At 63.5% G+C, this 13,752-nt stretch carries 16 protein-coding genes; 13 read left to right on the top strand and 3 right to left on the bottom strand.

The features are described 5' to 3' along the window. The first annotated feature begins 63 nt into the window (after positions 1-63). From dnaK to QZL67_RS09240, 5 genes are all read left to right on the top strand, one after another. The gene (dnaK, locus tag QZL67_RS09260) at positions 64-1,923 is read left to right on the top strand and encodes a molecular chaperone DnaK (RefSeq protein ID WP_022290441.1); all 1,860 of its coding nucleotides are present in this window, start codon (positions 64-66) and stop codon (positions 1,921-1,923) included. 144 nt (positions 1,924-2,067) lie between these two features. Then, positions 2,068-3,201, top strand: coding sequence for a molecular chaperone DnaJ (dnaJ, locus tag QZL67_RS09255; protein ID WP_022290440.1), 1,134 nt, complete (start codon positions 2,068-2,070; stop codon positions 3,199-3,201). Next, entirely contained in the window at positions 3,198-4,019 is an 822-nt protein-coding gene (locus tag QZL67_RS09250) for a histidinol-phosphatase HisJ family protein (protein WP_022290439.1), read from the top strand. The genes dnaJ and QZL67_RS09250 overlap by 4 nt, the downstream gene beginning before the upstream one ends. A 72-nt stretch (positions 4,020-4,091) precedes the next feature. Further along, positions 4,092-4,529 carry a ribose 5-phosphate isomerase B gene (rpiB, locus tag QZL67_RS09245; protein ID WP_022290438.1) on the top strand — a complete coding sequence of 146 codons (438 nt, stop codon included), beginning with the start codon at positions 4,092-4,094 and terminating at the stop codon, positions 4,527-4,529. A 36-nt stretch (positions 4,530-4,565) separates the two neighbouring features. Further along, entirely contained in the window at positions 4,566-5,588 is a 1,023-nt protein-coding gene (locus QZL67_RS09240) for a putative glycoside hydrolase (RefSeq protein WP_022290437.1), read from the top strand. A gap of 56 nt (positions 5,589-5,644) precedes the next feature. Here the strand turns inward: QZL67_RS09240 and QZL67_RS09235 are convergent, their stop codons facing one another. The 3 genes from QZL67_RS09235 to QZL67_RS09225 form a co-directional block, all read right to left on the bottom strand. Next, positions 5,645-6,358, bottom strand: a complete 714-nt coding sequence (locus QZL67_RS09235) for an MBL fold metallo-hydrolase (protein WP_022290436.1) — start codon at positions 6,356-6,358, stop codon at positions 5,645-5,647. After that, a complete protein-coding gene (locus QZL67_RS09230; protein ID WP_022290435.1) occupies positions 6,358-6,669 on the bottom strand; it encodes a YbjQ family protein in 312 nt (103 codons plus the stop codon). The genes QZL67_RS09235 and QZL67_RS09230 overlap by 1 nt, the downstream gene beginning before the upstream one ends. Before the next feature lie 181 nt (positions 6,670-6,850). Then, the gene (locus QZL67_RS09225; protein WP_022290434.1) at positions 6,851-7,429 is read right to left on the bottom strand and encodes a MerR family transcriptional regulator; all 579 of its coding nucleotides are present in this window, start codon (positions 7,427-7,429) and stop codon (positions 6,851-6,853) included. Positions 7,430-7,550: 121 nt separating this feature from the next. On the opposite strand from QZL67_RS09225, the gene mutY reads away from it, so the two are divergent. The 8 genes from mutY to QZL67_RS09185 all read left to right on the top strand — a co-directional run bounded on the left by mutY (position 7,551) and on the right by QZL67_RS09185 (position 13,545). Then, a complete protein-coding gene (gene mutY, locus QZL67_RS09220; RefSeq protein ID WP_022290433.1) occupies positions 7,551-8,645 on the top strand; it encodes an A/G-specific adenine glycosylase in 1,095 nt (364 codons plus the stop codon). Next, on the top strand, positions 8,627-9,364 hold the full coding sequence (locus tag QZL67_RS09215) for a hypothetical protein (protein ID WP_022290432.1): 738 nt from the start codon (positions 8,627-8,629) through the stop codon (positions 9,362-9,364). The genes mutY and QZL67_RS09215 overlap by 19 nt, the downstream gene beginning before the upstream one ends. Before the next feature lie 25 nt (positions 9,365-9,389). Then, positions 9,390-9,584, top strand: coding sequence for a hypothetical protein (locus QZL67_RS09210; RefSeq protein ID WP_022290431.1), 195 nt, complete (start codon positions 9,390-9,392; stop codon positions 9,582-9,584). Further along, complete coding sequence (locus tag QZL67_RS09205; protein WP_022290430.1) at positions 9,581-10,051, top strand: PF20097 family protein; 471 nt, start codon at positions 9,581-9,583, stop codon at positions 10,049-10,051. Before QZL67_RS09210 ends, QZL67_RS09205 begins: the two co-directional genes overlap by 4 nt. A 19-nt stretch (positions 10,052-10,070) precedes the next feature. Next, a complete protein-coding gene (locus QZL67_RS09200) occupies positions 10,071-10,658 on the top strand; it encodes a thymidine kinase (protein ID WP_022290429.1) in 588 nt (195 codons plus the stop codon). Next, complete coding sequence (locus QZL67_RS09195; RefSeq protein ID WP_022290428.1) at positions 10,655-11,527, top strand: 4Fe-4S cluster-binding domain-containing protein; 873 nt, start codon at positions 10,655-10,657, stop codon at positions 11,525-11,527. The genes QZL67_RS09200 and QZL67_RS09195 overlap by 4 nt, the downstream gene beginning before the upstream one ends. An 84-nt stretch (positions 11,528-11,611) precedes the next feature. Beyond that, entirely contained in the window at positions 11,612-12,064 is a 453-nt protein-coding gene (locus QZL67_RS09190; RefSeq protein WP_022290427.1) for a hypothetical protein, read from the top strand. A 95-nt stretch (positions 12,065-12,159) separates the two neighbouring features. Next, entirely contained in the window at positions 12,160-13,545 is a 1,386-nt protein-coding gene (locus QZL67_RS09185; protein ID WP_022290426.1) for an MATE family efflux transporter, read from the top strand. The last annotated feature ends 207 nt before the right edge of the window (positions 13,546-13,752 follow it).

Raw genomic sequence — 13,752 nt, 5'->3', positions numbered from 1 at the left:
TCCCTCCGGAGCGGTTTTGAAAATGATAATTGATATTTGAACGATATATTGGAGGAATCAACTATGTCTAAAGTTATTGGTATCGACCTTGGCACCACAAACTCCTGTGTGGCTGTGATGGAGGGCGGCGAAGCCGTCGTCATCCCCAACGCGGAAGGCAACCGGACCACCCCCTCTGTGGTGGCATTCTCCAAGACCGGCGAGCGGATGGTGGGCCAGGTGGCAAAGCGCCAGGCCATCACCAACCCTGACCGCACCATCTCCTCCATCAAGCGTGAGATGGGCAGCGATTACAAGGTCACCGTGGACGGCAAGAGCTACACGCCTCAGGAGATCAGCGCCATGATCCTGCAGAAGCTGAAGGCGGACGCTGAGGCCTATCTGGGCAGCCCCGTCACCGAGGCCGTCATCACCGTTCCCGCCTACTTCACCGATGCCCAGCGTCAGGCCACCAAGGACGCCGGCAAGATCGCGGGACTGGACGTCAAGCGGATCATCAACGAGCCCACCGCCGCAGCTCTGGCTTACGGCGTGGATAAGGAGCAGTCCCAGAAGATCATGGTCTACGACCTGGGCGGCGGCACCTTCGATGTCTCCATCCTGGAGATCGACGACGGCGTCATCGAGGTTCTGGCCACCGCCGGCAACAACCGCCTGGGCGGCGATGACTTCGACGAGTGCATCATGAAGTACCTGGTCAGCGAGTTCAAGCGGACCGACGGCGTGGATCTGTCCAACGACCGGGTGGCTATGCAGCGGCTGAAGGAAGCCGCCGAGAAGGCCAAGATCGAGCTCTCCGGCGTCACCACCTCCAATATCAACCTGCCCTATATCACCGCCGACGCCACCGGCCCCAAGCACCTGGACGTGACCCTCACCCGGGCCAAGTTCAACGAGCTGACTGCCCATCTGGTGGACGCCACCATGGGCCCTGTGCGTCAGGCCATGTCCGATGCCGGCCTGCAGCCCAGCGACCTCTCCAAGGTGCTGCTGGTGGGCGGCTCCAGCCGGATTCCCGCCGTGCAGGAGGCTGTGAAGAACTTCACCGGCAACGAGCCCTTCAAGGGCATCAACCCCGATGAGTGCGTGGCCATGGGCGCTGCCCTTCAGGCCGGTGTTCTCACCGGCGACGTCAAGGGTCTGCTGCTGCTGGATGTCACGCCTCTGTCCCTGGGCATTGAGACCATGGGCGGCGTGTTCACCAAGCTGATCGACCGCAACACCACCATCCCTGTGAAGAAGAGCCAGATCTTCTCCACTGCCGCTGATAACCAGACCTCTGTTGAGGTCAACGTCCTCCAGGGCGAGCGCGAGATGGCCGCTGCCAACAAGTCCCTGGGCCGCTTCCACCTGGACGGCATCGCCCCGGCCCGCCGCGGCGTGCCTCAGATCGAGGTGACCTTCGATATCGACGCCAACGGCATCGTCAACGTCTCCGCCAAGGACCTGGGCACCGGCAAGGAGCAGCACATCACCATCACCTCCTCCTCCAACATGTCCAAGGAGGACATTGAGAAGGCCGTGAAGGAAGCCGAGCAGTATGCTGCCCAGGATAAGAAGATGAAGGAAGAGGTGGACGTTCGCAACCAGGCCGACCAGATGGTCTACCAGAGCGAGAAGACCCTCTCCGAGATGGGCGACAAGATCCCCGCGGATGACAAGGCCAAGGTCCAGGCCGGTATCGATAAGCTGAAGGAGACCCTGAAAGGCCAGGATATCCCTGCCATCAAGGCCGCTACCGAAGAGCTGACCCAGGCCTTCTACGCCGTCAGCGAAAAGCTCTATCAGCAGGCCAATCCTCAGGGCGCCCAGGGTGGTGCCCAGGGTCCTCAGGGCGGCGCTGACGCCGGCGCCCAGGGCGGCCAGCAGTACTACGATGCGGACTACAAGGTCGTGGATGACGACGATCAGAACAAGAAATAAGAAGCGTTCAGACCGATGGGACGGGGAGAACACTCCCCGCCCCATTCGGAGCGTTTTGTGAGAATTAGGAATGAGGAATCAGGAACTGGGGATCTCGGAAAGCGGTTCCCGATTCCTCATTCCTAATTGACGGGAGTTGAGACTATGGCAGAGCAGAAACGAGATTATTACGAGGTCCTGGGAGTTGCCCGGGGTGCCTCTGAGGATGAGATCAAAAAAGCATATAAGAAAATGGCCCGGAAGTATCACCCGGACCTGAACCCCGGCGACAAGGCGGCAGAGGAGAAGTTCAAGGAGGTCAACGAGGCCTACGAGGTCCTTTCCGACGCCGACAAGCGGGCCCGCTACGACCAGTACGGCCACGCCGGTGTGGACCCCAACTTCGGCGCCGGCGGCGGTGCCGGATTCGACGGCAACTTTGACTTCGGCGATCTGGGGGACATCTTCGGCAGCTTCTTCGGCGGATTTGGCGGCGCCCGGCGCACCAATCCCAATGCGCCCCAGCGGGGCGAGAGCATCCGCATGTCCCTGGCCATCAGCTTTGAGGAGGCGGCCTTCGGCTGTGAGAAGGCCGTCACGGTGGAGCGGTATGAAAACTGCGAGACCTGCCACGGCAGCGGCTGCGCCCCTGGTACCACGCCGGAGGTCTGCCCGGACTGCCACGGCACCGGAACGGTGCAGGTCCGCCGCCAGACCCCCATGGGAGTGTTTGCCACCTCCTCCCCCTGCACCCGCTGCGGCGGCAAGGGGCGGATCATTCACCAGCCCTGCAAGGACTGCCGGGGCACCGGTACCGCGCGCAAGCGCAAGACCATTCAGGCCACCATCCCCGCCGGCATCGACAACGGCCAGACCATTTCCATCCGGGGCCAGGGCAACGCCGGCAAGAACGGCGGTCCCGCCGGTGATCTGCTGATCACCATCACGGTGCGGCCTCACGAGCTCTTCCGCCGGGAAGGCACGTCCGTGCTGTGCGAGGCCCCCATCACCTTTACCCAGGCAGTTCTGGGCGCGGAGCTGGAGATCCCCACCATCGACGGCAAGGTGAAATACACCCTGCCGGAGGGCACCCAGTCCGGAACCACCTTCCGCCTCAAGGGCAAGGGCATCCCCTCCCTCAACGGCCGGGGCCGGGGCGATCAGTATGTGACCGTCTATATCGAAACACCCCGCAACCTGAACAAGGAGCAGAAGGAAGCGCTCAAGAAGTTTGCCGACAGCATGGGCGAGAGCAACTACGAAGAGCAGAAAAAATTCTTCAAGAAGTTTAAGAAATGAGTGTACAACACTATCTGGCCGATTATCATACCCACTCCCGCATCTCCCCCGACGCCCGCCACTCCATGACGGAGATGGCTGCGGCGGCTGCGGAGGCGGGACTGGATGAGATTTGCTTCACCGATCACGTGGAGCCCATTTTGCTGGGTTCCGGTGCGCCCCGGGAGTACTATGACTGGGCGGCGCTGTCGGCGGAGTATGCCGCCGCCCGTGCGGACTGGGACGGACGGCTCACGCTGCGGCTCGGCATCGAGCTGGGAGAGGCAGTCCGGGACCTGCCCAGGACAGAGCGGCTGCTGGCGGATGCGCCGGAGCTGGACTTTGTCATCGGTTCCATCCATGCCCTCTCGGAAGCGTTTGACCATGAGGGCCTTTTCACCTTCTCCCCTGCCGACGAGGAGGAGGCCCGCCGGGGCATCGCCGATTATCTGGACCGGGTGCAGGCCCTGGCGGACTGGGGCGGCTTCGACGTGCTGGGCCATCTGACGCTGCCGCTGCGCTATCTCAATGAGCTGCGGGGCTTTCAGATGACCTTTGACGGCTTTGAGCCCCAGATGGAAGCCATTTTGCGCACCGTGATCCGGGGCGGCCGGGGCATCGAACTCAACACCAATCGGGGCCATACCCCGCTGCCGGACGAGAAGTGGCTGCGGATGTACCGGGAGCTTGGGGGCGAGATCATCACTCTGGGCAGCGACGCCCACGCCCCCGGCGCAGTAGGCACCGCCATCCGGGAAAATCAGGCGCTGCTGCGGCGCTGCGGATTTACCCGCTTCTGCACATTCTGCCGCCGCCAGCCCATCTGGCACGAACTGTGATTGATTTTTCTCACCGCAGGGGGTACAATACCACTACCAAACGACAAACCGAGACAAAACGGGAGGAACATCATGAAGATTGCGTTGGGCTGTGACCACGGCGGATATGAGCTCAAGGAGCAGATCAAGGGCGTGCTGGAAAAGCTGGGCCATGAATACGAGGACTTTGGATGCTATTCCAAGGAGAGCTGTGACTATCCGGACTTCGGTGCTGCCGCTGCCCGGGCCGTGGCGGAGGGTCGCTGCGACCGGGGACTGGTCTTTTGCACCACCGGCATCGGCATCTCCATCGCCGCCAATAAGATCCACGGCATCCGCTGCGCCCACTGCGCCGATCCGCTGGAGGCGGAGATGACCCGCCGCCACAACGACGCCAATATGATGGCCATCGGTGCCGGCTTTACCGGCAAGAACCTGGCCGAGCGGATGGTGGAGGTCTTTTTGACCACTGAGTTCGAGGGCGGACGCCATGCCCGCCGTGTGGATAAGATCATGGCGCTGGAAGCGTAAGCGTCCCGCCGGGCAGGAAGGAATGAGGTGACGGAAATGGCTGGAGCGAGAGGATACCACAGCTACCGGGGGCGGACGCCCAGGAGCCGGATCGTCCTTGCGGTGATTTTGGTGGTCATCATTCTGGCTGCCGTGCTGTTTATGGTGTTTCAGCGGTTTGTGGTCTACGATGAGACGGGGCATGCCCGGCTGGAGCTGCCCTGGCAGACGGAAGAGCCTTCTCAACAGGAGCAGCCGCCTGACAATGTGGAGATCGCCATGGAAGAACCGGAGCGCACCGAGACGCAGACGCTGCAGCTCTCCGCCGCTCCCCTGACCGATTGGAACGGCGCTGCCGCCCAAGCCGCCTCTGCCGGCTGCAACAGCGTGGCCGTCACTGTGAAGGATGCGTCGGGCCATGTCTACTTTGACAGTACCCTGCCTGCGGCCTCCGGTGCGGTTCAGACAGAGAGCACCACGGCCGCGGCCCTGACGGCCATGACCGCCTCCGATACGTATACCATCGCCCGACTCTCCTGCCTGCTGGACCCCATTGCGGCCAAGGCAGATGTGGAGGGCATGGGACTCAAAAACACCGGAGGCTATATCTTCTACGACGGCAACAACCTCAACTGGCTGGACCCCTCCAAGCCCGCCGCCCGGCAGTATCTGTGCGGCCTTGCCAAGGAGCTGGCGGAGATGGGCTTTGATGAGATCCTCCTCACGGACGTGAGCTATCCCACGGAGGGCAAGCTGGATAAAATCGCCTACGGCGAGACCGGCAAGGTGCAAAATCTCAATGCCTTCCTGGATGAGATGCGGGCGGCTCTCGCGGAGTACGACGTGAAGCTCTCCATTGAGCTGCCGGCCGCCGCCATCTCCGAGGGCAGCGACAGCCAGGCGGGACTGACGCTGACGGAGATCGCCCCCCGGGTGGACCGGATCTATGCGGCCACCACCGAGGACCAGGTTTCCGCCCTCTCTCAGGCGGTGAGCGCTGCTTCCGGCGAGACGGAGTTTGTGCCGGAGCTGACTGCGGCACCCACCGGGTTGACCGGCAGCTGGCTGGTAACGGGCTGAAAGAACCATCAAGCAGAAAAAAGGGACCGTGCCTTATGGCACGGTCCCTTTTTTCGTTACAGTGTGAAGCACTGCCCATTCCGCTCCACCGGCAGTACCTGCCCGGCAAAGGCAGGGCAGGCGGCGAGAAAGTCCCGGGTGAAGGAGAATTGCTCCCATTGGTGCATGGGCAGCAGGCGTACGGTGTCCGTCAGCTCCAGGAAATACCGGGGACCCCGGAATCCGTCCTCCCCCAGACGGGGGTCCACCGGGAACATGGCAAGGTCTATGTGCCGTCCCCGGAGGGGCTCACAGTAGCGCTTGAAGTTGACCTCCATGTTCCGGTTCCAGGCCTTGTCCTCCCCCTCCCAGTGCCACCAGTTGAGGTCTCCGGCGTGGAAAAGGGTCTTTCCTTCCAGGGAGACGACAAACGCCACGCCCTCGTCGGTGGAGGGCAGCGTCTCCACGGTGACGCCGGGGACGGGGGATACCGTCTCGCCGCCGCCCAGGCAGAGGCAGCGCCCCGCCGCGTCGTCGGAGAGGTTCCACCGGGTGCGGTTGCGCTCCGTGAGGCGGATGTCCTTTCCCAGCAGGAAGCGGACGTCCCGCCCGCCCTCCGCCAGGGAGAAAATGGCGGGATTGAAGTGGTCTTCATGGCGGTGGCTGGCAAAGACCAGCAGCGGCCGGTCCGCCGGAAGGGGCGGCAGTTCCCCCTTCCACCAGTCAAAGAGCAGGCACGCCGTCTCCAGCTCCAGGAAGAAGCCGCTGTGGGCGAGAAATGTGACGCGCATCAGCAGAACTTCACCGCCGTTCCGTAGGCGATGACCTCCGCAGCGCCCTGCATCACGGAGGAGGACGCGTACCGCAGGCCCACTACGGCGTCGGCGCCCAGCTCCTCGGCGGCGTCCACCATCCGCTTGGTGGCGATCTGGCGGGCTTCGTTGAGCATCTCTGTGTAGCCGGTGATCTCACCGCCCACCAGAGTCTTCATGCCGGCCATAAAATCCCGGCCGAAGTTTTTGCTGTATACCACGGTGCCCTTGACGGTGTCCAGCGCCTCAAAGGACTGACCGGGAATGGTCTCAATGGTGACAAGTTTCATGTTGGTTTCCTCCTTATGTGTTGAAAAATGGGGGTGCGGTTTTCAACTGGTTTCCGGTGAACTTGTGGAAAACGGATGGCCGTTCAGTATTTTTTGGCGTCGTCCTCTTCGCCCCGCCCGATCTCGTGGATGCGCTGGACCAGGGCAATCACCACACCCAGGATCACCACCGCCGGAATGGCTACAAACAGCGCCAGCACCGGGCGGCGGGGGGGGCGCCCCGGGGGAGCGGCGGCGCTCCCGCCGGGGCCGTGTCGAAGCTCCAGAGAAAAAGCCAGATGAGGCCCGCCATCAAAACCGCCATCAGCACGGTCATCAGCACCGGAGCCACGTAACGGCGGCGCCGGGTGTCCTGCTTCTGCTTGTTCATAAAGGTCGTCCCCTCCTGTTCCATCTGCTCCATCCGGGCGAGGAGTGATTCCGCGTCCAGGTGGTCCAGCCGCTCGTGGGAGTCGGTCAGCTCCGCGCACAGCCGGGCGGCGTCGGCCAGGTTCTGCCGTTCCCGCTCCAGACTCACCAGATGCCGCCGCATGCCGTCCCCCACGGTGTGGACGCCGCTTTGCATCTGGCGGATCTCCTCCAGCGGAACGCCCAGTTTTCGCATGAGCTTGATGCGCCGCAGGGCTGACACCTCCGCCTCACCGTAGTCCCGGTAGCCGTTCTGACTGTTCCGGCGGGGGCTGAGCAGGCCCTGCTCCTCATAAAAGCGGATGTTTTTCTTGGTGATGCCCACCAGGGTCTCCACCTCGTTGATTTTCAAGGGTCTCACCTCCCCCTTCCGGGGCTATGGTATACCTTCCACCTGGGGGAAAGTCAAGGCCTTCGGAAAAAATTCCGCCGGAGGGGTGGGAACCGCCCGCCGGTTATGGTACAATCATACCATGTGCGATCATATTCTGACAACCAAAACGCCCCTTTCCACCCTGCCGGAGCCGCTGCTGGACTGGTACCGCGCCAACGCCCGGGACCTGCCCTGGCGCCGCACCCGGGACCCTTACCGGATCTGGGTGTCGGAGATCATGCTCCAGCAGACCCGGGTGGCGGCAGTCCTGGGGTATTATGCCCGGTTTCTCGCGGCCTTCCCCTCGGTGGAAGCATTGGCAACGGCACCGGAGCAGCAGCTCATGAAGCTCTGGGAGGGACTGGGCTATTACAGCCGGGCCCGGAATCTCCAGAAGGCCGCCCGGCTGGTGGCGGAGCGGGGGTCCTTTCCGGATACCTATGAGGAGCTCCTGGCCCTGCCGGGAGTGGGAGATTACACCGCCAGCGCCATCGCCTCGGCGGCGTTCGGCCGGCGGGAGGCGGCGGTGGACGGCAACGTGCTGCGGGTAGTGACCCGGCTGACGGACTGCCATGACGACATCGCGAACCCCAGGACGAAAAAGGCGGTCCGGACCCAGGTCCAGGCGGTGATGCCGGAGGCGGCGGAGGACATCCGCATCTTCAACCAGGCCACCATGGAGCTGGGGGCCACCGTCTGCGTTCCCAACGGAGCGCCCAAGTGCGAGGTGTGCCCGGCGGCGGGATTCTGCCTGGGGCGTCTGCGGGACACGGCGCAGGCCCTGCCGGTGAAGGCGGCGAAAAAGGCCCGCCGGGTGGAGGAGCGGACGGTGCTGGTGCTGCTGCGCCAGGGCCGAACGGCACTGCGCAGGCGACCCGGCCGGGGCCTTCTGGCAGGGCTGTGGGAATTTCCCAATGTGGACGGCGCCCTGGATGAGGACGCCGCCGGAGCTGCAGCGGCCGCCTGGGGCCTGACGGTGAAGGCATGGCGGAACAAGCTGACGGCCAAGCACATCTTTACCCATGTGGAGTGGCACATGACCGGTTACACCCTGGAGGTGGAGGGAGACGGCCCGGCGGACTTTTTCTGGGCCGACGCCGCCGCGCTCCGGGAGCGGGCGGTGCCCTCCGCCTTTGCCCGGTACTATGCCGAGGCCATGACGGAATTGGAGGACGTATGGAACAAGTCGAACTGAGCACCCTGGTGATCCTGGCGGTGATTCTCTTTTTCCTGGGCTGGTGGTTCAAGGGCTGGGTCCGGCGGCTGCGGCAGCAGGTGGAAAACGGCGAGGCAGTGGAGCCAGGGGCGGAGCCCGTCCTCCAGGCTCCGCCCCCGGTGATCCTCCCCACCCCGGCGGAGGTTTCCCAGGAGCCGGACGGACCGGTGCCCTTCGGGTACAAGAGCACCTGGATGGCGCTGCGCTGCGGCGATCCGGAACAGGTCATCGCCGCGCTGCGGCCCCGCCTGCGGCAGAGCGCCAACTGGACCACGGGACTGGCGGCGGTGGAGGCGCAGCCGGAGGGGCGTGTGTTTGTCTCCCCGGTGCTGGAGGGCTGGGTGCTGGCCGTGGGCGGCCCCCAGGCACTGCAGGAGGAGATGGCGGTCCAGTTCTCCCAGGCTCAGCTGTTCGTGAGCCACCGGACCTCCAATTGCTTTGGCTGGGAACTCTATGAAAATGGGCAGTGCCGCCGGAGATACGCCTGTCTGGACGGGCAGGTGGAGAGCGTGGGAGAGCTGACGCCCCAGGAGCGGGCCCTGGGCTTTGACCGCTTCCCCACGCCGGAAAACGCTGACACCTGTGAGACCCTGCCCGACGAGGAGGACGTACTGGACATCGCCGCCGCCTGGGGCGTGGACCCCCGGTTTGAAAAGGCGGCGTACCCGCCCTCCGCCGGATGGGTGTGCGGACTGTAAGGCAATACGCCGGGAGGGTGCGGAAATGGAACTCATCAACATTGCGGGCATTGCGCTGCTGATGCTGCTGGTCCGGAAGCTCATCTGGTGTCTGCGGTGGCTGTGGTGCTATTACCACGGCCGTCCCACGCCGGAGCCCATCACCTTCCTGCCCCGGCAGACCGGGGCGAGGTTCCGGGAGCATCTGAAAAAAGACGCGGACGAGGAGGAACGGCCATGAGCTTTTGGAAGAAGAGCGACGACCCCTGGGACTGGAAGGACGAGGAGAAGCGCCGACCTCGGGAGGCACCGGCCCAGCCTCCCGGCGGGGAGAGCGCACAGGAGCCGGGGCTTTTGGATGAGGTGAAGGACCTGGGCAGAGAGCTGAAGGAGGGGTGGAACCGCCGCAAAGAAGAGCGGGAGACCCCGCCTCCGCCCATGACCTGCCCATGGTGCGGCAAGGAGATGGAAGGCGGATACCTCTTCACCGGCCGGGATGCCATCCACTTTCGGCGCAAGCGCCCCGGACTGCTGACGGTCCGGGGAACGGGAGACCTTCGTCTGGATAACGAGGGCGGTTTTCCAACGTATAAAACAGCCTGGCACTGCCCCGACTGCCGGAAACTGGTGGTGGACACAACGGGCATCGTCCCGATGGGAGAATGGCCGGAGCTCGGGCAGACGCCGGAGCAGGAAAAACAACAGTGAGGGAGAAGACGAAACCACAATGGCACAGCTTTACTTTAAATACGGAGCCATGGGCTCCAGCAAGACGGCCAACGCCCTGATGACCCGCTTCAACTATGAGGAGCGGGGACAGCAGACGCTGCTGGTCAAGCCCCGGGTGGACACCCGGGACGGGGATCACATGGTGGTCTCCCGGATCGGACTGACCTACCCGTGCATCTATTTTGATGAGATGCGGCATCTCTCCGTGATGGAGCTGCAGCAAAACGCCTGCATCATCGTGGACGAGGCCCAGTTTCTCACCAAAGAGGAGGTCATGTACCTGGTGTACCTGGTGGATGATCTGGGCATCCCCGTCATCTGCTACGGGCTCCGGGCGGACTTCAAGGGAGACCTTTTCCCCGGCAGCGAGGCACTGCTGGTGATGGCGGACAAGCTGGAGGAGGTCAAAACCGTCTGCTGGTGCGGTCGGAAGGCCACCTTCAACGCCCGCTTTGACCATAACGGCAAGGTGCTCAAAGAGGGCGCCCAGGTGGAGCTGGGGGCCAACGACAAATACATCGGCCTGTGCCGCCGGCACTGGATGGCCGGGGACCTGGGGCCGGACTTCCACGTGGAGGACTTATGATCTGTACGCTTTGTCCCCGCCGGTGCGGCGCGGAGCGGACGGACACCCGGGCAGGGGGACTTTGCGGCATGCCTGCCTCCCCGGTGGTGGCCCGGGCCATGCTCCACCAGTGGGAGGAGCCGTGTCTCGTGGGGGACCACGGCGCCGGGTGCGTGTTCTTTTCCGGCTGCAACCTCCGCTGCTGTTTCTGCCAGAACGGGACGATTTCCCGGGAGGGGTTCGGAAAGCCCATTACCGTGGAGCGGCTGCGGGAGATCTTCCGGGAACTGATCGCCCAGGGGGCCGCCTGCCTGGACCTGGTGACCCCCTCTCACTTCACCCCCGCCATTCTGGAAGCCCTGGGGGACGAGACATGGCCGGTGCCGGTGGTGTGGAACTGCGGCGGCTACGAGTCCGTAGAAACGCTGCGGCTGCTGGAGGGAAAGATACAGGTGTACCTGCCGGATCTGAAATATGCCCTGCCGGGGCCCGCGAAGCGCTATTCCGGGGCGGAGGATTACTTTGAACGGGCCTCTGCGGCGATCCTGGAGATGTACCGCCAGACGGGGCCCTATGTGCTGGAGAATGGTCGGCTCCGGCGGGGTGTTGTGATCCGGCATCTGCAGCTCCCGGGAGAGCTGGAAAACACCCGCCGGTGCATCGATTGGGTGGCGGAGACCTTCCGCCCCGGGGAGGTGCTCTTCTCCCTCATGAGCCAGTACACGCCCCAGCCGGGGGCAAAGGGGCCTCTGGCCCGCCACGTGACAGGGGCGGAGTACCGGGCGGCGGTGGCTTACATGGAAAACTGCGGCATTACCGACGGCTACACCCAGGAGCGCACCTCCGCCAAGGAGGAGTACACGCCGGACTTCGATCTCCGGGGCGTATAGCGGAAAGATTTTACCTGGATTTGCATGGACAGTCATGGCCCGGCATGGTATCCTGAGAGAAAACCGGCAGAGGAGAATGATACCGTGGCAGAGAACATTCGCAGAAAGATCCCGGTTCTGGTGCTGGCGGCGGTGGTGGTCTTTGCCGCCTGGATACTCTGGCCCCGGTCCCTGACGGGGGCATTTGACGTCCGGGGCGGGCTGTCGGCCTCCGTCATTACCAGCGGGGTGGAGGTGGTGGACATGACCTCCAAGCCCTGGCAGGATGTGGAGACGTACACCGTGGAGGCGGAGTCCCCCAAGGCCGCGGCCGTTGAGAAGAGCCTGGAGGGATACTCCTACCGTCTCTGCTGGGACTCCCTGACGGGAAAAAGCCTGATCGAGGACATTGGAGCTGTCAGTGTGAAGTTGTACGGCCCGGAGGGCGACCTTTCCGTATTCAGCGGCACTGGAAAGATCCGTCTCAACGGGCGGACCGTCCGTCTGACAGGGGGCCGGTCTGCCGATTTGTGCGAGAAACTGCGCGCCGTGCTGTAGGAAGAAAATTAGGGTTGAAAACTGAGGGCGCTGTATTATAATAAGGGGGCTGTCCGGAGCGGGCAGCCCTATTTTTCGTGTGTGAGGAACCTGTTATGAAGCTGGAAAACGACCTGGGGAACGACCCCATTGGCCCTCTTGTGCGGCGCATCGCCATCCCAAGCATGCTGGCCCAGTTCGTCAGCGTGCTTTACAGCATTGTGGACCGCATTTACATCAGCAATATCGCCGGGATCGGCGAGGTGGCCCTGGCGGGCGTGGGAGTCTGCGGGCCGGTGGTGACCATGATCGGCGCCTTTGCCTCCCTCATCGGCATCGGCGGCGCGCCGCTGATGAGCATCCGCATGGGGGCGGGCAAGCGGCTGGATGCTCACCGCATCCTCAACAACTGCTTTTTGATGCTGTGCGTGTGCGCTGTGGTGATCACGGCAGTCATCTTCCCCCTGCGGCGGGTGATGCTGATGGCATTCGGCGCCAGCGATGTGACACTGCCCTACGCGGAACAGTATTTCACGGTCTATCTCTGCGGAACGGTGTTCAACCTGCTCTCTCTGGGGATGAACCAGTTCATCATCTGCCAGGGCTTTGCCCGCAAGGGAATGTTCTCCGTGGTGCTGGGCGCCGTGCTGAACCTGGTACTGGACCCCATTTTTATTTTCGCACTGCATCTGGATGTGCTGGGTGCCGCCCTGGCCACAGTGCTCTCCCAGCTGGCCAGCTGCGTGTATGTGCTCTGCTTTCTCTTCGGCCGGAAGGTGCCCATCCGCATCACCTTCGGCGGCTACCAGCGCAAGCTCATGGGGCGTATCCTGGCGGTGGGCTTTACGCCCTTTCTCATCATCGCCATCGACAATGTGATGATCATCGCCATGAACGCCGTTTTGCAGCGCTACGGCGGCGCCGCCTTGGGAGACCGGCTGGTGACCTGCGCCACCATCGCCCAGAGCTTCATGCTGGTGGTGACCATGCCTCTGGGGGGCATCTCCGGCGGTACCCAGACGATCTTGGCCTTCAACTACGGTGCCCATCGGCGGGAGCGGATCATCCAGGCGCAAAAATATATTACGATCCTGTGTGTGGCGTATGTGGCGCTGCTCTTTGTGCTGGCCCGGCTGGCGGGGCCGCTCTTTGTGCGGCTCTTTACCAGTGAGGCTGATCTGGCGGCGGAGGCCCTCTCCGCCATCCGGGTGTGCACACTGGCCATTTTGCCCCTGGGTATTCAGTATGAGGTGGTGGATGGTTTTACCGCCATGGGGCAGGTCCACCTTTCCCTGCCGCTGTCCTTCTTCCGCAAGGCGGTGTATTTCGGAGCCCTCTTCCTGCTCCCTGCTCTGTTCGGTGCCCGGGCGGCGTTTTACGCCGAGCCCATCTCCGACGTGCTGGGGCCCCTGGCCTGCGTTGTGGTGTACCGTCTGTCCATCCGGCGGGTGTTGGATTTCGACAGGGCTGCACCCCAGACGGGAAAGCGCCTCCCGGCCTGAGCGTCTGGACAAAAAACAAACCGGATGCCGTCCGTATGGATGGCATCCGGTTTTTCTGTTCAGAAAGGGGATGCAGGCGGATGCCTCTCAGCGATCCCGCCGTCCGCCGCTCAGCTTGCGCAGAGATTCCATGGCCTCGGAAAAGTCCTTCCTGGCTTTGGCGGAGGGGTTGGCCCGCAGGATGCGCAGAGCGCGGCTGTAAGTCCG

The sequence above is a fragment of the Oscillibacter sp. CAG:155 genome, assembly GCA_000436875.1.
Taxonomy (GTDB): Bacteria; Bacillota; Clostridia; order Oscillospirales; family Oscillospiraceae; genus Oscillibacter.
This window is presented reverse-complemented; position numbering and strand designations above follow the sequence as displayed.